The 21,976-nt window shown below is 43.9% G+C and carries 18 protein-coding genes and 1 pseudogene; 7 read left to right on the top strand and 12 right to left on the bottom strand.

The genetic code is table 11. The annotated features are described in order from the left end of the window. Positions 1 to 13: 13 nt before the first annotated feature. Positions 14 to 742, bottom strand: coding sequence for a DUF421 domain-containing protein (locus F6X55_RS04850; RefSeq protein ID WP_026571573.1), 729 nt, complete (start codon positions 740 to 742; stop codon positions 14 to 16). A gap of 203 nt (positions 743 to 945) precedes the next feature. Here F6X55_RS04850 and F6X55_RS04845 point away from each other — a divergent pair, with 203 nt between their 5' ends. Then, positions 946 to 1,188 (top strand): hypothetical protein, encoded by a 243-nt coding sequence (locus tag F6X55_RS04845; RefSeq protein WP_026771686.1) that lies wholly within the window; start codon positions 946 to 948, stop codon positions 1,186 to 1,188. A 45-nt stretch (positions 1,189 to 1,233) separates the two neighbouring features. Here the strand turns inward: F6X55_RS04845 and qoxD are convergent, their stop codons facing one another. From qoxD to qoxA, 4 genes are all read right to left on the bottom strand, one after another. Then, positions 1,234 to 1,518: a cytochrome aa3 quinol oxidase subunit IV gene (gene qoxD, locus F6X55_RS04840; RefSeq protein WP_026571571.1), complete on the bottom strand. Its 285-nt coding sequence runs from the start codon at positions 1,516 to 1,518 to the stop codon at positions 1,234 to 1,236. A 1-nt stretch (position 1,519) separates the two neighbouring features. Further along, a complete protein-coding gene (gene qoxC / locus F6X55_RS04835) occupies positions 1,520 to 2,116 on the bottom strand; it encodes a cytochrome aa3 quinol oxidase subunit III (RefSeq protein WP_153462198.1) in 597 nt (198 codons plus the stop codon). After that, the gene (gene qoxB, locus F6X55_RS04830; RefSeq protein WP_153462196.1) at positions 2,113 to 4,062 is read right to left on the bottom strand and encodes a cytochrome aa3 quinol oxidase subunit I; all 1,950 of its coding nucleotides are present in this window, start codon (positions 4,060 to 4,062) and stop codon (positions 2,113 to 2,115) included. The genes qoxC and qoxB overlap by 4 nt, the downstream gene beginning before the upstream one ends. Before the next feature lie 71 nt (positions 4,063 to 4,133). Further along, positions 4,134 to 5,060 (bottom strand): cytochrome aa3 quinol oxidase subunit II, encoded by a 927-nt coding sequence (gene qoxA / locus F6X55_RS04825; RefSeq protein WP_026571568.1) that lies wholly within the window; start codon positions 5,058 to 5,060, stop codon positions 4,134 to 4,136. A 323-nt stretch (positions 5,061 to 5,383) separates the two neighbouring features. Here qoxA and F6X55_RS04820 point away from each other — a divergent pair, with 323 nt between their 5' ends. Further along, entirely contained in the window at positions 5,384 to 6,070 is a 687-nt protein-coding gene (locus tag F6X55_RS04820) for a methyltransferase family protein (protein ID WP_237648597.1), read from the top strand. Positions 6,071 to 6,298: 228 nt separating this feature from the next. Here F6X55_RS04820 and F6X55_RS04815 read toward each other — a convergent pair whose 3' ends face one another. Beyond that, positions 6,299 to 6,916 carry an HD domain-containing protein gene (locus tag F6X55_RS04815; RefSeq protein WP_026571567.1) on the bottom strand — a complete coding sequence of 206 codons (618 nt, stop codon included), beginning with the start codon at positions 6,914 to 6,916 and terminating at the stop codon, positions 6,299 to 6,301. A gap of 258 nt (positions 6,917 to 7,174) precedes the next feature. Here F6X55_RS04815 and F6X55_RS04810 point away from each other — a divergent pair, with 258 nt between their 5' ends. After that, complete coding sequence (locus F6X55_RS04810; protein WP_153462192.1) at positions 7,175 to 8,422, top strand: sugar efflux transporter; 1,248 nt, start codon at positions 7,175 to 7,177, stop codon at positions 8,420 to 8,422. A gap of 13 nt (positions 8,423 to 8,435) precedes the next feature. Here F6X55_RS04810 and F6X55_RS04805 read toward each other — a convergent pair whose 3' ends face one another. Genes F6X55_RS04805 through F6X55_RS04795 form a run of 3 tightly spaced genes read right to left on the bottom strand, consistent with a single transcriptional unit; the run spans position 8,436 to position 12,191 of the window. After that, a complete protein-coding gene (locus F6X55_RS04805; protein ID WP_153462190.1) occupies positions 8,436 to 9,581 on the bottom strand; it encodes a Ger(x)C family spore germination protein in 1,146 nt (381 codons plus the stop codon). Continuing rightward, positions 9,568 to 10,662 carry a GerAB/ArcD/ProY family transporter gene (locus F6X55_RS04800; RefSeq protein WP_153462188.1) on the bottom strand — a complete coding sequence of 365 codons (1,095 nt, stop codon included), beginning with the start codon at positions 10,660 to 10,662 and terminating at the stop codon, positions 9,568 to 9,570. Before F6X55_RS04800 ends, F6X55_RS04805 begins: the two co-directional genes overlap by 14 nt. Continuing rightward, a complete protein-coding gene (locus F6X55_RS04795; RefSeq protein WP_153462186.1) occupies positions 10,659 to 12,191 on the bottom strand; it encodes a spore germination protein in 1,533 nt (510 codons plus the stop codon). Before F6X55_RS04795 ends, F6X55_RS04800 begins: the two co-directional genes overlap by 4 nt. A 335-nt stretch (positions 12,192 to 12,526) precedes the next feature. Between F6X55_RS04795 and F6X55_RS04790 the strand changes: the two genes are divergently transcribed. The 4 genes and pseudogenes from F6X55_RS04790 to F6X55_RS04775 all read left to right on the top strand — a co-directional run bounded on the left by F6X55_RS04790 (position 12,527) and on the right by F6X55_RS04775 (position 19,049). Beyond that, positions 12,527 to 14,596, top strand: coding sequence for a methyl-accepting chemotaxis protein (locus F6X55_RS04790; RefSeq protein WP_153462184.1), 2,070 nt, complete (start codon positions 12,527 to 12,529; stop codon positions 14,594 to 14,596). 735 nt (positions 14,597 to 15,331) lie between these two features. Then, on the top strand, positions 15,332 to 16,867 hold the full coding sequence (locus F6X55_RS04785; RefSeq protein ID WP_153462182.1) for a PAS domain S-box protein: 1,536 nt from the start codon (positions 15,332 to 15,334) through the stop codon (positions 16,865 to 16,867). Between the two features lie 195 nt (positions 16,868 to 17,062). Continuing rightward, positions 17,063 to 18,059 (top strand): annotated as a pseudogene (locus tag F6X55_RS04780) (permease). 15 nt (positions 18,060 to 18,074) lie between these two features. Continuing rightward, a complete protein-coding gene (locus tag F6X55_RS04775; RefSeq protein ID WP_153462180.1) occupies positions 18,075 to 19,049 on the top strand; it encodes a TIGR03943 family putative permease subunit in 975 nt (324 codons plus the stop codon). Between the two features lie 67 nt (positions 19,050 to 19,116). Here the strand turns inward: F6X55_RS04775 and cysC are convergent, their stop codons facing one another. The 3 genes from cysC to F6X55_RS04760 are packed head-to-tail and all read right to left on the bottom strand — an operon-like array spanning position 19,117 to position 21,967. After that, on the bottom strand, positions 19,117 to 19,719 hold the full coding sequence (gene cysC, locus F6X55_RS04770) for an adenylyl-sulfate kinase (RefSeq protein WP_026771679.1): 603 nt from the start codon (positions 19,717 to 19,719) through the stop codon (positions 19,117 to 19,119). Next, on the bottom strand, positions 19,716 to 20,873 hold the full coding sequence (sat, locus tag F6X55_RS04765) for a sulfate adenylyltransferase (protein ID WP_026571559.1): 1,158 nt from the start codon (positions 20,871 to 20,873) through the stop codon (positions 19,716 to 19,718). The genes cysC and sat overlap by 4 nt, the downstream gene beginning before the upstream one ends. After that, positions 20,870 to 21,967, bottom strand: a complete 1,098-nt coding sequence (locus F6X55_RS04760; protein WP_153462178.1) for an inorganic phosphate transporter — start codon at positions 21,965 to 21,967, stop codon at positions 20,870 to 20,872. Before F6X55_RS04760 ends, sat begins: the two co-directional genes overlap by 4 nt. Positions 21,968 to 21,976 lie beyond the last annotated feature (9 nt).

Genomic DNA, 21,976 nt, shown 5'->3' with positions numbered 1-21,976 from the left:
GTCGCCTCCATTCTTAATAAGGGCCATCGTAATCACCCATTTCTGTTTCTTTCCCGATATTATCTTCAAATTTATCGACATACAGGCTGTCGTTGGGAAGGATCAAGGCAAAGGAAACATCTTTGACATCTTCTATATTGTGGGCGCGAAGTTGCTGATGAAGCCAATTTCTGTCTTTTTTCCGCTGCTCAAGGTTCTGATCCAATACAATGCCATCCTGGATCACTTCTGTGGCCAGGCGTCCGGGTCTAACGGGGATCTGCAGATCCTTGCGGGTGACTGGGAGAAACTCCGGTTTTTGTTTGACAGACAGCTCCCCATTAATTTCGAAAACGGCATATTCCACCTGGGTGATATCAAATATTTGCTGACTGCGCAACAAAGTCATCAGTTCGCTCAACTTGATTCGCATTTTTCCCAAGTTGGTCTCCAGAATTTTCCCGTTTTCTATGACGACTGTAGGCTCACCGTCTAGTACTTTGCCCAGATATCGGTTTTTAATCGTGATGAATTGCAACAATCCAGTCAGCAAAGCATAACCGACAAGCCCCAGCCAATGGGCCCAAGCTTTGGAGGAGAGATCTGTAGCCAAAGTGGCTGCGATGGATCCGATCGTTATGCCGTTGATATAGTCGAAAAAAGTGAGTTGGCCGACTTCTTGTTTGCCGAGCAGCCTGGTGAAAATCAGCAAGGTGAAAAATGAAATGATGACTCGGACGATGATGACAATGGTTTCGTTCATAACGGCAAATCTCCTTTCTACTATAAAAATATTTTCCGCAAAATCGGCAAATTTATTAGGCTAAACGAGGCATGTTTTGCAATATGCGTTATCGGAAATAATAAAAAAGAGAGGAATATAAAATTCACAATTCCGTAACAAACTTTTGACAAAAGTGTGAACAAGGTGGATAATGGAGATAAGAATAAAGGAGGATGAGTTGAATGGCAACAAAAGCTCAAATTCTCAATGCAACCAAAATAACAGGAGCTGTCGTACTCACGGCAGGGATTATCATTTTTCTGGCAGGTTTCTTTGCAAGCGGTTCCAGCATTTTGACTCCGATTGGAATCGGGACCGTGATGGGGGCCGTGTTTATCTTTCTTATGGGCGTTTTCTTTGTAGTGACAGAGGAAATCCTGGAGAAAATCGAACATCGCAAACAGATGGGTTCCAAACATGCCTAAAAAAAAGAGCACCTGGCTGCAGGTGCTCTTTCCTATTACTATTTCTTATACATATCCCCAAATCATCGCCAACAGTGTACCGAATACAGTAAGAAGGGCAATGATGACTCCATAGTAAATATTGAGGTAGATGGACCCTCTATCCTCTGATTCGCCGGCATGCATGAATACAATCAGCTGTAAGCCGGCTTGCGTGAAGGCTGTCAAAAGCAATACAGTCATGCCGACGGCGAACGACATATCCAGAAAGTAAACCAACAGGGCAACGATCGTCAGGACCAATGAAAAGACAAAGCCCATGACTTGCTTGCGTGGGAACAGTTCTTTCATATTACATCATTCCTTTCAAGTAGACGAAACTGAATATGAAAATCCAGACGACGTCCAGAAAGTGCCAGTAAAGCGAGAAAATGAATGATTTATTCGCCGTTTCCGGAGTGATGCCCCGTTTTTTGATTTGGATGAGGATGAACAATCCCCAGAACAAACCGAAGGTGACGTGTGCTCCGTGTGTCCCTAAAGTGGACAGCAAAATCGATGTGAACGCACTTGTCTGCAATGCAGCTCCTTCTTCAATATATGTGAAGAATTCCACTACCTCGAATCCGACAAAGGCAAGTCCTAACAGCAAGGTAATGCTGAAGAAAGCGATTGTCGCTTTTTTATTCATCAGTCGCATTGCATGGACGCCGAGACCAATGGTAAAACTACTGGTCAGCAGGATAAAGGTTTCAAAGATGACCGGCGTGATTTCAAAAATCTCGCTGCCGGAAGGACCGCTTCCTGTCCGGCCTTCTAATGTGAAATAAGAGGCGAACAAGGTGGCGAATAGCATGATTTCAGCCCCAAGGAACATCCAAAAGCCCAATATATTCAAGTTATTTTGTTCCGTACTGTATTCGAGAGGCTTTGTTTGGTCTACCTTCATTGTCGGGCACCTCCCAATTTTTCTTCCGTTTCTTTCACTTCTTCTACCGGTATGTGGTAGCCGTGATCCTGTTCAAAAGAACGGTGTGCCAGGCAGGCAAAGATACCGAGCAGCGCAATGACTGCCAAAATCCAGATGCTGAATACCAGGGCAAAACCGAGCACAAAGAAGATGGCACTCATGATAAATGGAACACCGCTGTTATTCGGCATGTGTATTTCTTTATAATTGCCTGGAAACAGCTTATGCCCGTTCTTTTTAGAATCCCAGAATGCTTCACTGGAATTGACCTGCGGTGTAATCGCAAAGTTGTAATCAGGTACTGGCGTGTGGGTGGCCCACTCGAGCGATCGGGCGTCCCATGGATCCGAACTGATATCTCTCGACGCATAGCGCGTGCTGTAATAAATGTTATAAACGATTGTCACAAACCCGGCAGCCAGCATGATGGCACCGACGAAGGAAATCATATTCCAAATACCGAATCCCGTGGCTTCCGAGTACGTGTACATCCGGCGCGCCTGTCCGTCCAGTCCGGATATGAACATCGGGAAGAAAGCGACACATGTACCGATAGAAATCAGCCAGAAGGATAATTTTCCGATCCGCTCGTTCAGCATGAAGCCGAACATTTTCGGCCACCAGTAGGTCAGTCCTGCCAACATGGCGAAGACAACCCCAGGAATAATAACTAAGTGGAAGTGGGCAACCAGGAACATCGTGTTATGGTATTGATAGTCGGCTGCCGACATACCAAGCATAACCCCGGTGACACCCCCGATAGTGAAAATCGGAATGAAGCCTAAAGAATATAGCATTGGAACAGTGATTGTAATTTTCCCTTTCCAAAGGGTAAACAACCAGTTAAAGATCTTGATTCCGGTCGGTATCGCAATCGCCATCGTCGTGATGGAGAAGATACTGTTGACCATTGCTCCTTGTCCCATGGTAAAGAAGTGATGCACCCATACGACAAAGGAAAGCACGGAAATCAACACAATCGATGCGACCATCGATTTGTATCCGTAAAGATTCCTCCGGGCGAAAGTCGGGATGATTTCACTGTAAATACCGAAGGCAGGTAATATGAGAATATAAACCTCCGGATGCCCCCATACCCAGAACAGGTTGGCCCACAGCATATCCATTCCGCCATCGGTCGTGGTAAAGAAGTTACCACCGAATAAACGGTCGATGGTTCCCATGGCCAAGGCCACAGTCAATACCGGGAAGGCAAACACGATGATCAAGTTGGTGATCAGTGCCGACCAAGTAAACATCGGCATTTTCATCAGTTTCATGCCCGGTGCACGCATTTTTAATATGGTTACGATAAAGTTGATACCGGTAATAAGTGTACCCAGACCAGCGATTTGAATCGCGATCATATAATAGTTGGTCCCGACGGATTGACTGAATTCATTACCCGCCAGCGGGAAGTACGATGTCCAGCCGGCATCGGGAGAGCCGCCGATGACAAAGGAAATATTGAACAGCATGGCTCCCCAGAAATAAAGCCAAAAGCTTAAGGCGTTCAATCGAGGGAAGGCCACATCGCGAGCTCCGATTTGGAGCGGTACGACAAAGTTCATCAATGCCATGATAAATGCCATGGCCATAAAGATAATCATCACCACACCATGGGTGGTGAATATTTCGTTGTAGTGCTGTGAATCGAGCAACGTATTTTCAGGGAGGGCTGTTTGCGCCCGCATCATGATGGCGTCGGCTCCTCCGCGGAAAAGCATCAGTAAAGCGGAGATTAAATACATCATACCGATCCGCTTATGGTCTACGGTGGTCAGCCACTCGCGCCATAGATAGCCCCATTTTTTTGTATAAGTGACTCCTGCAACAATCGCTACCAAGGTGAGCGCAATGGCCACCATGGAAGCATAAATCACAGGACTTGGATGAGGTATGGCAAATCTATCAAAAAAGTCCATCCTTTTGTGACTCCTTTCAGGAAATAACTCGGATTGTCTAACGCAACTTATATTCTGTCAGTCTATTAGTCTTACTCGGAATGATCATGGGTTTCATCCATGTTTTCATGGTCCATCTCCATGTTTTCCTCTTCCGAGTCATCTGAGCTGCCGCCATGATGATGACCGCCATGCTCGCCCTCGGGAGCAGGAGAAAATTCCAAGTGGGTGCTGGAAAATGTCAGCTGTCCAAGATGTCCTGGCTCCAGCAGCTCGTTGTACTTGTCTTCCGTAAGCGGCTTTGCCGTTTCTTGGACCTCGTCGACCCATTCGTCGAATTCATCCGGTGTCACAGCGTTGACGCTAAAGGTGTTTTCAGCGAAACCTTCCCCGCTGAAGTTGGCGTTTCTCCCCATATATTCACCAGGAGCATCAGCCGCAAGGTGAAGGGTGGTAACCATATCGGACATCGCGTACTTTTGTCCGCCGAGCTGCGGTACCCAAAAGCTGGTGATCGGTCCGTCTGAGTAGAGTTTGAACTCTAACGCTCTGTCTGTCGGAATGTAAAGGTAATTGACTGTTTCTATCCCTTCTTCCGGATAACTGAAATGCCACTTCCAGTTGGAAGACTGAGCATAAACCACCAATGGATCCTGGTCTTCATAACCTTCCGGTGTCGCCTCGACAAGATAGTTGCTTCGGACAGAAACGATCGAAAGAACGATAACGATAAGAATCGGTATCCCGACAATAATTCCTTCGACAATGTGATTCCCCTCGATATGGGGAGGCTCATAATCGTCGCTTTGCTTCGAAGCGCGGTATTTCACCAACATATAAATTAAAATGGCAAAAACAGCTATAACGATAAAGGACATAATACCAATCGATAATAGGATGACATCTGCCTGCGTCTGGGCTTGCGGCCCTTTAGGGTTTAAAACCATCAATGGTTCACAGCCGGTCAATACAGCCATGACTGCAAACATAAGTAATAGTAAAGTGCCTTTTATTTTCATGAAGGTACCCCTTTCTGTTTATTTAGTAGCTTATCAAGAAGCTGAAGCGGTACATGGTCTTTTCAAGTAATTATCATAGTACGGTGTATGGAAAAATACAATTATATGTGAAGCTTGTCACAAAAGATTCATGAATTTATTGTGATTTTTGTCACTGAATGTTCATGATTATAAATAGGAAGAAGTTTACGAAAATTGTTTCAATATGTTTTTTATTTATTTTCCAAAAGAGCAATAAAGCTGCTGAAATGTTAGGCAAACAGAAGTTGTCCCTCATTTTATCTTGCCTTTTTGGTAAAATGAAGAAAAAGGAGGTAAGCGAAGTGTTGTATCAAAATCATGCAAGTAGTATTCCGCAAAAAGTAACGCTAGTCTTATTGGAAACGGCAATTTTGTTAACTGCAGCTTGGCTGCTTCTGGGAAATGGCGGCAGATTTGTACACGATTTAGCTGGGACAGGCTTTTTAAAAGGTGATACAGGAAGGAATAGTATGCTATTGTTTCTTTACTTCATTGTCTATATCCGCATGTTACTCACTATTTTTTATCTATTAAAAAGAGAAATGCCATGGAAAGAAGCATTTACAATTCCAATTGCTTTTTCATTCTATTATCTTGGTTTTACCCTGTTCGCCTTAAACACGGAAAAATCGCTTACCTGGTGGGACTTCCTGTTCGTTCTGCTTTTTCTGTTTGGATCTTTTCTGAATAGTTTTTCAGAGTTGCAGCGCCATTGGTGGAAAAAAAATCCGTTAAATCAAGGCAAATTATTCACCAGAGGATTATTCCGATTTTCCATGCATATCAATTATTTCGGTGATCTTGTTTGGGTGACAGCTCTGGCCCTTCTTACACGTTCTGTTTTTGCCTTGGTTATTCCCTTGTTATTATTTTTTCTGTTTGTCTTTTATAATATCCCCCTGTTAGACCGTCACTTAGCATGGAAATACGGTGAGCAGTTTGCTCATTATAAGAAAACTACCACTAAATTCATCCCCTTTATTTACTGAATTTACGTCACCGAACGTTGTATTTTTCTTTTCACAAGGGGAGGGCAAAGTACACGGATGTTTTAATAAAGAAAGAGTACGGCAACAGTTTATAAGATTGGTAGGGACGTTCAACTGACAGACTTTCGTTCATCTTATCTACCATCATAGGAATAAACGCTTTTCGAAAGAATAAAGGAATAAGTAGCCCCGCTTTCCATATAACAAAACAGGGCAAAGTGAAAATTCCTACAGAACGGGTTTATGGCTGGTTACGGAAACACCGGCTTTTGTCATTTTTGTTTCTGCTTCTTGTTCGACTAAATGCCGAAACGTGGTCAGTGTCTGGTCGAAGTCGGTGTGCTGGTCCAGCAAGAAACTCATTTTATATTCCACTTCCAGCCAGGTAGCAATATCTGCCTCATTATGCTGCAGCTGTGCTTCCAGTTTATCAAGAGCATTGGCCACTTTCGCTTCATAAGTGGACCGATTCTCAAACTCCAGCCACAGTTGCTGGATGTCTTTCCCCAAATCACCTCCTAGTGACTTGCGGATATTTGCAATGGCCTGTTGTTCCCTTTCTTGTTTTTCTTTACGCGCCAGCTCGTTGTCCATCGTGTCAAATGCCGGGATATCCGTAGCCTCGGCCTCCACCAGATCATGAATGGTAATCATTTTCAGCAGCTTTGCCATGTCTGTTTTTTGGTCCAGATAAGGTTCCAGGAAAACAGCCATCAGCGCCACCCGCCATGTGTGTTCTGCGACACTTTCTTGCCGTCCATTGGATAGCCAGCTGTGCCGCAGCTCATACTTTAATTTTTCAGCTAATTTTAGCACTTCCAATATTCGCTTCAATGTTTCCTCCAAGGTTGATCTCCTCCTATATGTTCTTAACCTACTATCTCATTTGTCATCTGTCCGTTCCATGATTTTTTTCTTTTTTTTCCATTAAGAGAGGATGGGGCAAAATATATTGGCACTCAAACACGGATCCAGGGACACTTTCGTTAAAGTACTGATGTAACATAGTAGCGGCCGCTAAATGGTTGTTTCGTACAGTCGATGGTGGGATAATAGTGCAGAAGATAGATTGGAAATGGCAGATTAATAGAAGGAAGGATACTTGTGACAGGGAATTTTTTACGATCGGTAAAGCGTCGAACAGCAATGGTGTGGAATATTCCATCTTTCCCTATCTTATTGCTGTTGAATTTTATGGTAGGGCTTTCGATGTCTTTGTTTGTCCCTTTTTCCTCTATATTCGGTCTGGATGTAGTGGGGATGAGCAACATGGCATACGGTGTGTTTATGATGGTGATGGCTGTAGGCGGGGTGGTCATCAGTACTTACATCGGTAAATTGTCGGATCGGAACATAAGCAGGAAGATGCTTTTGGTCATTACGTCGTTCGCTGCGATAGTTGGTTATATCGGTTTTGCTTACATCCGTGATTATTATTTATTATCGATTGTAGCGTTTTTTCTGCTGGGCATGGCTTCTGCAACAATGCCGCAATTGTGGGCACATGCTAGGGAGATACTGGAATCGTCTGAAGTTCCCAAAAGGGAGATTCCTTTTGTGATGAACATATTTCGCATGTTTACGGCGCTTGCCTGGACAGTAGGACCGGCTTTTGCAGGATGGATACTGGTCCTGGTGGATTTTGAAGGGCTATTCTTACTGGTGGCTCTAGGCTTTTTTATATGTATCATCGCAGTAGTGGCATTTATTAAAGACGAGCCGAAAAGGCAGGATATGGCCGGAAAACAAGTGGTGTTGGGGAAGTTCATTTTTCGTCCTTATATCCTTGCCAACATAGTGGCCATGTTTTTGCTGCATGCAGCTACGACGATCAACATGCAGAATATTCCCCAGTTCGTCACAAAGGTTCTCGGAGGCACAGAAGCACACGTCGGGGTGATTTTCAGTGTCCCGCCTGTCTTTGAAGTACCTTTGATGATCGCCTTCGGAATTTTGGCGACAAAGCTGGATTTAGGATGGCTCATCAGACTTGGCTTTTTGTTTTCCTTTGTTTACTTTTTATTGTTATGGAAGGTTACTGCTCCATGGCAAATATACCCGCTGCAAATACTGAGCGCTGCCAACGTGGCCATAACAGCAGGTTTGGCCGTGACCTATTTTCAAAACTTCCTGCCAAAAGAGCCCGGTACAGCTACTACCTTATATATGAATGCACAAAAAATCGGCCAGACTATCGGTTTTTTATTGTTCGGTTATTTTTCCTCCCTGTTGAGCTATGAAAATGTGTTTGTCATTTGTATCCTTTTTACTGGAGGTGGATTTCTCATTCTGCTTGTTGCCGGGAAAGGAAAAAACAGTCCTTCTCCCGTTTTAAGTGACGGGGGAAGGTAGCGGATATCGTTATTCATTCTGGAATCTGGTTCCTCAGTGCATTTTCATGCTGGATGTCTATATCCACTTGGACTTTGAAATCCAACCGTGGATAAACCTCTTCCCATTCGTCCTTTATCTCGCTCCAAAGTTTCCGGTCTTTATGACGGATGAATGACCTTATGAAAAATATGTCGAGGTTTTCCTCTTGCATTTTTGCAATGGTTTCTTCAATTTGCTCTTTAACGGAATTTGCAAGGACTTCTTCCATTTTTACAATGGACATCGCAAGAGGTTTGTCGATAATCGATACTTTTTCCTCGACCGAGATTGTCAATGATGGTTGATCTTTTTGTTTATCAAGCTTTTTGCTGGTGCTTTGGGCAATACTGCGGCCGACTAATTTTCCGTTCCCGGTGTTGATTTGTGTAATTGTCCCGTCTCTGACTTCCCCGCGAACAAATAACCATGCACGGGCTTCCCGTGCCGAAAGCTCCCGTTTTAGACGATAATTTTCAAGAAATGCAATCCTTTCTACTTTGATCCAACTGCTTTCACTACTGTCTGTCGTATGCAAAGCAGTGTCGGAAACCAATTCGGCAATCGGTATATAGGATAAGGAGTGTGGATCTGTTTCATGATTGAAAAAAACATTTAAATTCACTTTCTCGAATGTGGAAGAGCGGTTGCTTAACTGAATAATTTCTTTTATTCCCGTTGCTTCTACTTTTTCAAATGGGGTTTCAGCACGGAGCATCGACTCCGCTGTCCCCTTAACCATCACCAGGTTAACAGTCCGTCGAATTTCGAATTCCCGATCGATGACATTGATCACATCCTCAGCGTTTTTTGATAAAAGCTCTTCTCCCAATGCAATCAATTCCATGTGAGAAAAAATCGGTACCCGGGGAGAGATTTCAGTCAACTTTGCCATAGCCAATGGGATGGTATCTGCTTCTATAGAAAAGACGGTGTTTTCTTCCTGGCTGCTTGCCGCCCCCTCTGTGGAAAACTGAGGAGGGTAAGCCCATTGAAACGTGACGCGATATGTATCATCCTCGATCAAATCTATTCCCATTCCCATGATGAAATTGACATCGGAAATTTCTTTCCTGTCCCAACATGCAGTAAGCAACAACAGACAAAGCATGATCACTGCTGGTTTTCTAACGTGCTGCATGGCCCCTCACCTTTCTGCGGAAGGTATAGCAAAGTCCGAGCGTCAAGGGAATACCGAGGTGAAACAAAAGGGATAAATAGACCCATTGATCAAAAATGAAAGAAACCAACGCATTACTGTTCGGGATAAACAACAAAATGACCGTGCAGGCAATGACCATCATTGCTACCCGGATCCGCTTGCTTTTTTTAATGTGAAACGTATTTTTCAACAAGGTCCAGGAAATGGTGAAAAATGTTCCAACGACTAGCATCACAGCTCCTGCCCAAAGGGTCACCAGAAAAATTTCCGTCCGTTCCAGAAATTCTCCGACCCGGATCAAGGTATTTAATTCCACGGTGGGATAACGCAGTCTTCTTAATTCATAGGGATCGAAAACCCCGATATTTTGGATGACTATCAAAGCAGTGATCAAAAGGCTGAAGAAAATCCCCGCCATTATCCTTGGTTGCTTCGTTATTTCATTTTTGTTGGCGAACGGAAGGAGGGAAGAGATCACGACCACCTGTCCGTAATGGGCGAATGGGATGAGTGTCCCGGACCAGAAGCCTTCCATAGAGTATGGAAGCAAGGGCTGAAAGTGATTTAAATTAACTTCGGGGATGACCGCCACGATTAAAAAAAGCAGGATGCTCGTCAAAAGAATCAGCAACATGGAACTTGCCCTGGCCAATACTTCGATTCCCAAAAAAGAACAATACAGCGCAAGTATCAGAACAAGCAGCAATGTAGCCAAAGAGGGTGTTCTTGGTAAAAATAACGTCCGGAACATGGTCACGATGATTTGCGTATGGATCAGGAACAGGATGAAATAGTAACAACTGTACAGAAAGCTCAGCAAAGTGCCGGGATATTTACCAGTCACTTTTTTTAAAACCTCCGTGAAGCTTTTGTCAGGAAATTGAAGGGATAGGTTTAACATCCCCCATCCGACCAGCATGGAAATCGTAATGGAAATGATCAGGGAGATCCACAAATGCTGTCCCATATGATCGGCCATGAAGGATGGAGCGAAGACATATATTTGTACAGATAAAGTCAGCATAATCAATGCAGTCATTTGTCCATAGGTGATTTTCAAGTTCGATCTTCCTCTTCCGTTTTTTGTCCCGGATTTTTTTTGCCGCGAAATTTTTTCAACGCAGGCCTGTCTGCAATGAAGGCAGGAAGGTCATTTTGCTTGAACAAGGGGAACCGGAAAACGGTGTCGCGTAACTCTGCTGGAATGAACGGAGCATGCGGGGCCATGTAGGGATAGCCGAAGGATCGCAGGCTCACCAGATATAAATACAGCGTCAAAAGTCCCCATACGATACCGAAAAAGCCGAAAGTGGCCGCTAAAAAAATGAACAAAAAGCGGAGCACCCGAAAAGAAACACCCAAACTGTAATTAGGAATGATAAAGGAAGAAATCGCTGTTACAGATACGATAATGATAACCAGTGGACTGACAAAGCCTGCCCTTACAGCGGCATCACCGATTACAAGGGCGCCGACTATACTGATGGTGTTTCCAATTGCTTTGGGAAGCCGAAGACCGGCTTCTCTTAAAAATTCAAAAGTTATTTCGATAAACAACGTTTCAATCAACGCAGGGAACGGAATGGTCTCCCGCCCCGCAGCTATACTTAACGCTAGATCTGTAGGAATCATTTCATGATGAAAGGTAGTCAAGGCGATATATGTCGCAGGCAGCAATAAAGAGACAAACAAGGCGGCTATTCGAATGATCCGTAAAAGTGTGGCCAGGTACATGGAATCATAATAATCATCGGGTGCCTGTAATAAGGAGAATATATTGATCGGTCCATATAAAACGAAGGGGGTCCCGTCTACAAGGATGGCCACTTTTCCTTCCATGATATTTGCAGCGATTTTGTCCGGACGTTCTGTAGAGCCTATCAAAGGAACAATCGAATAAGAATGATCTTTTATAAAAGCCTGCAGTTGGTGACTGGAATGGACTGCATCTACTTCTATACGGGAAAGGCGTTTTCTGACCTCTTTTACTATCTGGTTGTTTGCCACTCCTTCCAAGTATAGGAGGGCCGTTTCAGTTTTTGATATATTCCCCAACTGTCTTTTTTCTACCTTTAACTGATGATGGAAAATCCTGCTCCGGATCAGGGATATGTTTGTTTTCAAGCTCTCGTTGAATCCGAGTCTTGGTCCTTTGATGGATGCTTCTGCTGTAGGTTCTTCCAGAGCACGTTCCTTTCTTTTTTGTATATCGATGATAAAGGCTTCGCTGCTTTGATCGACAAAGATTGCGAGCCTGCCGCTTGTCAATTCCTGAACAATGTTTTTGAGATTCGTCTCTGTTTTATAATCAAATGATAGACCAGCCACGCCCTGATCGGCGTTGTTTCGAAGGGTATCGAGGATTCTGCTGACTTTTCTATCATCTACAATGGTTTCTATGTAAACAATGCCCACCTTTTCGTTTAAAAGAAAGGAAATATAGTCATCCGTGTTTTCTAGATAGTTGGACGTTAGAAGATCCAAGTTTGTATGGGCTTTACGGGAAATGGAAAGGTCCTCTGTTGTAAAACGGCTGACGAAGCGGTGCTCTGCTGCCTTCATTCTCTTTCTTTTTCTTTTTCTCCACATAAATATACTGCCTTCCCTTTATACAGGTTTGTGTCCTCTATTGTGTACGTTAACCATCAGATTCATGCATGGCTGTTCTTCTGAAAATTCACAGGCATGAAAATCACAGGGAAAGGTATCTTTTTCTAGCAACAACTGATAATATTTGAAGGGTATGGGCATTTTTACCTATCTCCATTCATAGGAATTTATTCGTGTTTTTTGTCTGGTTATAAATCACCTCATCCATTTTAATCCCACTTATAAACTTAGTAGAGACAACAAGAAAAATCTAGGAGGCATCGATAACGATATAGGTAAATCAGCTTAGCGATTACATAAGGAGGCATTTATTAATGAAGTTTAAAAGTTTGAGAGGAAAAATGTTTGCAGTATTTTTACCCCTTGTAGTGATAGGATTGGGGTTATTCATGGTTTTTTCTTATATGTTCTCTAAAAACCAGATCGATGCGGAAATCAAGTCAAGAATCTCTATATTGCAGGATAATGCCATCAATAAAATAGAAAAACAGTTTGCCAGCCATCAACAGGTGGCGGAGTCACTTGGCTCTGTCGTACAAACTGCTGGTAAAACATTTTCCCGGGAGGATTACCAGGAGATACTGGGTAACAACATTTTGACGAACAAGGACACCCTTGGGGCAGGCGTATGGTATGAAAAATATGGATATGACAGCGACATAGAATATTTCGGGCCGTACGTCTATAAAGATGGAGACGATGTTGCCTACACGGAAGAATATGAAACGGCAGAATATGATTTTCCAAGTTGGGATTGGTATCAGCAGGCAAAGGGAGCCGAGGAAGCAGTGTGGGGAAACCCTTATTATGATGAAACAACAGGAATAACGATGGTCACGACCAGTTTGCCATTCCAAGATGGGAACGGTGATTTTGCCGGAGTGGTTACAGCTGATATCGATTTGAGCCAAATTCAGCAAATCATTTCCGACATTGAGATTTACGATACAGGCTGGGCTTTTGGCCTGGATAATTCCGGTAGGTTTATAGCCCATCGTGATGAAGACCAGGTGATGCAGGCAACAATGGAAGACATCCCGGCATTTCAACCGTATAGAGAAGAAATAGCGAGTAACCAGACTGGTCATTTCCCGATGGACATAGAAGGCGAATCTTACCAAGTCTACTTTGACACGATTCCGAGAACGGGGTGGAAGTTGGGATTGATGGTTCCGGAAAGTGAATTGTATGCTTCTTTGGACAAGCTGCTTATTCGGCAGTTGCTCCTTGGAATTTCGGTGATTTTAATTCTTTTGACTATCATATTTCTGTTTGGATATCGGTTGACCAAGCCGATTACAGACCTTCAGCAGAAAACGGATCAAGTTGCCGGTGGAGATTTAACCGTGCAAGTGGAACATGATTCCTCAGATGAAGTCGGACTGCTATACGGTCATTTCAATAAAATGTTGGAAAATATGCGGGGGCTAATACAGCGTACGACGGAGTCTGCTGCAATTATCCGAAAAACAGCCGAAAACTTCAGTGCGGTGTCCGAGGAAACAACGGCATCCAATGAAGAAATCCAACATACGATGCACGGCATTGCCGACGGAGCAAACAAGTCAGCAGATGATATTGAAGAAATGCGGAAACAACTAGACTTGTTGTCCGGAGAAATAGAAAAAGTAACCGAAAACAGTGCACAGATGAGTGAACGGTCTCGACAAGCTGAAACTGTCAACAAGAAAGGGATAGAGCAGATGCAAACGTTGAGCGGCCGGGCAGATTCTTCTTCAGAAACAATAGAAGAGGTGGAAAAAGTGGTGTCGGAGTTAGCTGGACAAGTCAAAGATATCAGCTCCTTCGTTTACACAATCAATGATATTTCTGAACAAACCAACCTCCTTGCCTTGAATGCAAGCATTGAAGCAGCGAGGGCTGGTGAGCATGGCAAAGGATTTGCTGTTGTTGCGGAAGAGGTCCGGAAATTGGCCGAACAGACTGCCCGGTCCACCGGGGAAATTCAGCAAATAATCGAGCAGGTGCAAGGCAGTGCGGATGGTGCAATTGATAAAATGGCTGATGCTAAACAAATAACAAAAGAGCAAAGCGAAACGGTGAATGAGACAGTGGCGATTTTTAAAGAAATAGGCTCCTCATTCCGGGCTATCATGGACAGTATTGTGGAAAATGCTAGTCATATAGAGGAAATGAACCAAAGCAAGCAACATGTCGTTTCATCTGTGGAATCGATTGCTGCCAATGTGCAGGAAACAGCCGCAGGCAATGAAGAAATAAATGTCACAATCGATGAACAAACAAATGCTTTGCAGTCTCTTGCAAAGTCGGCTGAGGAATTGACCCAATCCAGTGACCAATTATTCGATACAATCCGGACCTTCAAAGTCGATAAGGATACCAAACAGAACAATAAAACCTGAAGAAACTTGGAAAAAGAGGATAGAGATGCCCAAAACGAAACCGGACGAATTGGAATGAATTCGTCCGGTTTTCTCTTTTAAACGACCGGAGAAAAAACTGGAAAATGCAAATTTCCCTGCATTTAAGTTGTAAGGGGACAGATGATACTGTGTTCATTACTCCGGAGATACTAAAACTTGGTGAAGACACGAGAGAGACCTAGGGAAACCACCGCAAAATACCGCAAGAATGGGTTTTGTGTTTACCGTAGAAAGATGAAGCCTGTTTTTACGTTTTGTACCAGCTGATTTCTGATCTTCGGGTAAGGGGAGGATTGGTAAATCTTGTTGTCGATAAATGTTGAAAAATAACTGGGTAATGCCAGAAAGAATGGTATAATGTACGGAAAGAACAGTTGATATGGCACCGGTTACTTGGTTTTATTCGGCCAGGTGACCGGCTGTTTTATTTAGAGGCGTTGATGGTGGCAGAAAAGGGAATCCCCCCAAAGGGACCGACTCGACGATAAGGAGAACGATAGATATGCTTGCTAAATTTAAAGACCTAAAATATTTCAATCTGATTTTTAATAGCATTTCAGATATGGTATTCATGATTTCCTGTGACAGAAATGGCGGGTTCTCCTATGTGATGGCCAATCAATCTGCCATTGACAATCTTAATTTTCCGACTGATTTTGCCGGAAAGAAAATTGAAGAATTAATGCGGCCTATTCAGCACAGGTTATTACGAAGATGTATGAAGAGGCATCGAATACGGGGAAAGTAGTCGTTTATGAGGAAACCATCGAATTCCCCTCTTCTGACGACCGTTCAAAAACCCGGTTAGGTTGGGTGGAATCGAAAGTGACGCCAGTATTGAATGAGCAGGGCAACTGTGAATATATTATTTCTGTTACCAGGGAAATCACCGATCGCAAAAACCGGGAGAAGGAATTGAATCGAATAAAAGAACAATTCGAATTGATTTTTCAAAATGTAGCGGATCCAGTCTTCACCTTCGATGAAGAAGGCAATTACCAACATGTGAATCCGGGTTTCAGCAAGCTGTTTGGTTGGTCGAAGGAAGAACTGGCCAATAATCCGTCTATCAGCATTCTTCCCGATGAGAAAAAAGAGAGAGATAAATTTTCCGAGATTCTCACCAGGCTGAAAAAAGGAGAAATCATCGAAAACGATTTTGCTGAACGACAAACCAGAAACGGTGGGACCATCCGGGTTATTGCTTCTTATACACCTATTCTTGAAGACGGAAAAATGAGCGGCGGGATTGCGGTTTATAAAAATATTTCCAATGTGGAGGAATTGCAGGAACAACTGCAGGAGAGCGAGGACAGATACCGGATTATCGTGGAGAATTCCAATGATTTGATTCGGGTAACCGATAGAAAAGGAGAGATTGTATATGCTTCTCCTTCTCATGAACGAATTCTGGGATTGAGTCCGGAATTTTTCGAAGGGAAGCCATTCCTTTCTTTTGTCCACCAGGAAGATATGCACAAGGTGAGTGACTTTTTTGCAAGGATTTTGGAAACCGGAACTTCAGATGAGATGGAATATCGTCGTCTCGATAAGCACGGAAGAATCATATGGGTCCATTCCAAAGGGGGGCCGATAAGGAATGCCAAGGGAGAGGTGGAGAAAATCGTTTTTGTTTCCAGGGATGTTTCCGAACGTAAACAAAAGGAGATTGATTTGGAAACACAGGCTTTACATGATGAACTGACTGGACTGCCGAACCGTACCTTGTTTAGCAGGTACCTGGACTCTGCGATGAATGACGCAGATCGGACTGGTGGTGTAATCGGATTGCTGATTCTGGACTGTGACAATTTTAAATGTGTCAATGATGTCCATGGGCACGATACCGGCGATGATGTCATCCGCGAGTTCGCCAGACGGATTGCCGACGTTATCAATGGAGAACAGATTGCATCGCGAATGGGAGGAGATGAATTTCAGTTATTATTGCCGGCCTTGATGGATAGGGATAAAGCAAAAATAATCAGTGAAAAAATCATCGCCTCGATGGAGGAGCCATTTGTTTTCCAGGGGGTTTCACTTCATCTGACAACGAGCATCGGTATCTCCTTCTATACAGCAAATGAACAAAAGACAAAAGAGGAGTTTGTGAAGGAAGCAGATTTGGCCCTATATCAATCCAAGAATCAGGGAAAGAATAAATACACCACCTATCAATTGCAAGGTGACACAAAACAAGCTGATAAAAGAAGTTGGCTGAAGCGTTTGTTTAAAAGAGAAGATGACTAAAATCCTGCTGTAATGGTCAGCAGGATTTTTTTCGCAATTTTTAAGAGAAAACGGACAGAGATGAAATTTCGTCTGGACAAAAGGAATGAAATATAAGAGAATAAAGCAGATATATAAATCATAATGATTACTATTATCGCTTGTTTGCTATATATAAGGAAGTAGAAACCAAGTTTGAATTTTTGGAGGGAAGCCATGAATGTAAAACCGCGATCGTTGCTGTTTGATGGTTTGTTATTAGTGTTGTTTCTAGCAACTCTGTACCTTGTTGCTGGAACAGGTTCATTTGGAAAAATGTTTCAGCTGCCATCTTCCTTGCAGCACATGAATACGATTTTCTTGAGTATTTTAATAGAAGCATTGCCATTTGTTCTTATCGGTGTCCTGATTGCCGGATTGATTCAAGTTTTTATCACAGAAGATCATATCAAACGCTGGATTCCGAAAAAATAAAGGAATGGCAATTGCCATGAGTTGTGTGGTAGGGGCTTGTTTTCCGGCTTGTGAATGCGGGATTGTACCGATTGTGCGGCGTTTGGTAGGGAAGGGTGTCCCGATTTATGCTGGTGTTGGGTTTCTATTAACAGGTCCCCTTATTAATCCAATGGTAATATTATCGACTTTTATGGCCTTTGGAAATGACATAAAGATAGCTGCAGAGCGGTTGATACTCGGTTTTCTTATCGCAATCCTCGTGTCGTGGGTTATCAGTCTCTTTTTTAGGAAGAATCAGTTAAAGCTCCCGATTGCAGCGGAAGTTTCCCATTCTCATGATCATCAGCCGCTCCAGAAGAAAATCAGTCATACTTTGAAGCATGCTGTAGATGAATTTTTTGATGTAGGAAAGTACTTGATTGTCGGCTGCTTGTTAGCCGCTTTTGTTCAAACGTATATATCGTCAGAGACTTTGGTCAACCTGGGGGATGGACAAGCATCTTCGACAGCGGTGATGATGGGATTGGCATACTTATTATCTCTATGCTCCGAGGCAGATGCATTTATTGCTGCATCCTTCAGCAATGTTTTCCCGAATGCGGCCATACTCGGTTTTCTGATATATGGGCCGATGATCGACTTGAAAAATACGATGATGCTCCTGAGTGTCTTCAAGGTTAGATTTGTTCTGATTTTATTTGGAGTTATCACATCTGTCGTTTTCACTACGATATTGATTTTTCAGAATATGTTATAGCAGGGAGGTAAGCACATGCGGTTTCATGTACAGCAAGCTGTAAGAGCGGTAATCCTTTTAGGTTTTGCAGGGCTGATTGTTTACTTACACTACAGTGGAGACATCGTCAAGCTGATAAATCCGAAATACGAAACATTAAGCAAAATCGGAGCGATCCTTTTTCTCCTTTTGTTCACCGTCCAATTAAGAAGGGTGCTGGCTCCAAAAGGGGCTGACCAGGATCATCCTCATGATCACGGAAGTCACCGACACGACCACGGCTATTCACCTGTCGATGCTAAGAAGTTATTATCTTACTCTATCGTTGTCCTTCCATTGGTAACAAGTATTCTGATTCCGTTATCTACTTTGGATGCTTCTATTGCAGCCAAAAAAGGTACCATGCTTGCATTGACCAGCAACGCGGAGAATCAAGAAGGAAAGACAGAAAGGGAGAATGATGCAGGGGTTGCGATTTCTGAAACGGAACAAGCAGTGCCGAAGGAAGAAAACATAGAAGAAGAGGGAACGATACCTGATACATCCGGTTCGGATGGCACACCTGATCCAAACCTTTATTCTAATTCCGTCTCAGAAGAAACGTACCAGCAACTGATGGACGAATTGGAAGTTCGAGAATCCATCCAGATGCCTGATCAAGTATATGCCGCTTATTACGACGAAATCAGTAATAATGTAGAGCAGTATATCGGAAAAGAAATCACGGTGAATGGTTTTGTTTATAAAGAAGAAGGATTTTCGGCGAATCAATTGGTGGTTGGAAGATTTCTGATCACTCATTGTGTAGCTGATTCCAGTATCATCGGTTTTCTTGCAGAGTTTGACGACGCAGAGTCGATTGCTGAAGATACGTGGCTGGAAGCAACGGGGATAATTCAACTGGAAACATACAATGGCCATGAACTACCTGTCCTGAAAATAACAAAGTGGCAAAAAATAAAAGAACCGGAACAACCATACCTGTACCCTTTGAATATCAAATATTCCTGACCCTTGAATGATTGGGGACTGTCCCTCCCATCGTAAAACGAGGGGGAGGGACAGTCCCCCCGAATGTTTAGTTTGGGAGGAGGTTTTGTTCTTTCAGGTATTTGATGATCGTTTCGGCAGCCTGTTTCACTGAATGGTGCTGTGTATCTATGGTCAACTCTGGATCGAGGGGGGGTTCATAGGGTGAATCGATGCCTGTAAAGTCGCGGATGATCCCTTGTCGCGCTTTTTGGTAAAGTCCTTTCGGATCCCTGCGCTCACAAACATCGAAAGGACAATCAATGAAGATTTCATGGAATTCCCCTTCCTCAAAAATCTTTCTAACCTGGTCCCGGTCTTTTCGGTAGGGGGAAATGAAGGCAGTCATAACAATCTGGCCGCTGTCGACAAATAATTTTGCTACCTCGCCGACTCTACGGATATTTTCCACTCTGTCTTTCGGACTGAAGCCGAGTTCTTTGTTCAGACCATGGCGGATGTTATCGCCGTCCAGGACGAAACTCCTTATCCCTAGTTTATGGAGCTGGCAATCCAGTTCGTTGGCCAGCGTCGACTTTCCCGATCCAGAATAACCGGTAAACCATAAAGCGCAGCTTTTATGATTATTCAGCTTCTGACGATCTGTTTTTGTTACTGTGGCAGGATGCCAAATAATATGGTTTTGTCTCATGTGTTACTCCTCATTTCGCTTACAGTTTCCGCCATTCCTTCAATCAACTTGCTGGCAACTTCCGGCCTGCTGAATTGCTTTGGAGGCATATTGCCTTCACGGAGCATTTTTCGTACTTTGGTTCCCGACAATGCAATATGATGTTCCTTTCCATGAGGACACGTCTTGCTGGTCCCCATTCCTTCGCATTTCCGACAGAAGAAGCTATTTTCAAAGCGTAAAATCGTTATGCCGATTTCCTCTTCAGAAAATTGATCAAATATTTTTTGTGCATCATAGGTACCATAGTAATCGCCGACACCTGCATGATCACGGCCGACAATAAAATGGGTGCACCCGTAGTTCTTACGGACAAGCGCATGGAAGACGGCTTCTCGTGGGCCGGCATAGCGCATGGCTGCCGGAAAAACGGACAGAAAGACTCGATCTGCGGGATAATAGTTTTCAAGTAAAATTTGATAACATTCCATGCGCAGGTCACTAGGAATATCCCCAGCTTTTGTTTCGCCGACCAAGGGATGGAGCAGCAGACCATCGACATTTTCCAAAGCGGTTTTTTGAATATATTCGTGGGCCCGGTGTACCGGATTGCGAGTCTGAAAGCCAACAACACTTTTCCAGCCGAACTCGGTGATTTTTTCTCTCGTCTGGATTGGCTCCAAGTGATAACCGTCGGAGAAAGCTGCTTTTGGCGGGAACTTAACCAGCGTAACCGGACCACCGAGGTAAACGTTCGGACGCTCATAAAGTTTTTTTACGCCAGGATGCCCTTGGTCTGTTGTTTGGAATACTTTAGCCGCTTCCACCTCTTTGTCTGGTGTGAAGATATCCTCGATAGACATTACCCCGTATATTGTCTCATCGTAAACGAGGTTGACTGTATCATGAATCCGGAGGCGGCTGGCCACCTCGGCTTCGACCGGCAAGGTAATGGGAATACTCCAGGGAAGACCGGAGTCCAGCCGCATCCCATCGACTACTGCCTGGTAATCGGGTTCTTTCAGAAAGCCGGTCAATGGACTGTAGGCACCAGTCGCTATCAGCTCCAAGTCACTGAGCGCCATATCGTCCAATTGTATTCGTTCATCGTTCTCGTCCGGGTGATAAGAGGTATCTACCCGGTCTATGAGTTTATCACCGTGGGGCTTTATCATTTTTTCATTACCTCCTGATTGGTTAAAACTACAGGTTTTTCATATAACGGGCTAGGCTGTTCGTCGGGTTTCCATAAAGACAGAAGCCCGACGAGTCCGACAAAGGCCACAATCATCAGGACACCTGATAAATCAAAATCAACCATTATTTTCACTAGATTATAAGAAATGACCAGTGAGAACAGCGGAGAGAGCAGCCAGGTTTTGACCAGTTTGGCGAAAATCGCACGTTTCCATAGCTTGTTACCCTGCTCTGCTGCACCGGCTCCTAAAATACTGCAGGTGGTCACCTGTGTATGTGGAACTGGGATGCCGAAAAGCGAGGAGGTTATCACCAGAATAGCGCCAATCCCGGAAATGGCGCTTCCTTGAAGCAGGCTTAGATTGGTAATCTTCTTCCCGTTCGTTTCGATTACTTTGCCTCCTAGAAAAAAAGCTCCGGCAGCGACAAACAAACCTCCGGTCAGCGTTCCAGGGCCGGTGGATATCATGCCTGATGCAACCAATGGGCCGACAGCATTGGCGACGTTGTTCATTCCCGCCGAGAATGCTTCTAAGAATCCTGTGAAAATGACCAAAAAAGTGAGCGTTTTTTTCCAGCGGTCACTTTGTAGTATGGGAAAAAGAATCTCGATTCTCCGGATCAATTTATTGGCTGTAAAGGCGAGCAAAAATGCCAAACAGGGAATGAAGAGCCAGCAAAGGACAATGATCAGCAATGTTTTGAGATACAATATCTGAAAGGCTATGCCGACACCTACAATGGCACCTACGGTTACCTCGCTGGTGGATAAGGGGATTCCGCCCAGATTGGCGATGAATAATGCCAAACCAGCTGAACTGAGGATGACGAGTACAATGGGAGCGGAAATAATGTTTTCCGGCACGATCCCGGAACCGAGCGTCTTGACGACTTCTCCACCTCCAAGCGCGGCTCCAAGACAAACCCCGGCTGCACATAAAAACAATGCCGACTTACGGGTTTTGACGGCGCCTGATCCATAAGCGATTCCCATGGAAGCTGCAGCACCGCTGGCACCGATATTCATAGCAAAGAAACCGGCAATCAAGAATGCAAGTATAATCATAACCATTGGCAACAG

Origin of the sequence: Sediminibacillus terrae (assembly GCF_009602435.1) — a bacterium.
GTDB classification, from domain to species: Bacteria; Bacillota; Bacilli; order Bacillales; family Amphibacillaceae; genus Sediminibacillus; species Sediminibacillus terrae.
The sequence above is the reverse complement of the archived record's forward strand: the minus strand, read 5'-3'. Positions and strand labels throughout refer to the sequence as shown.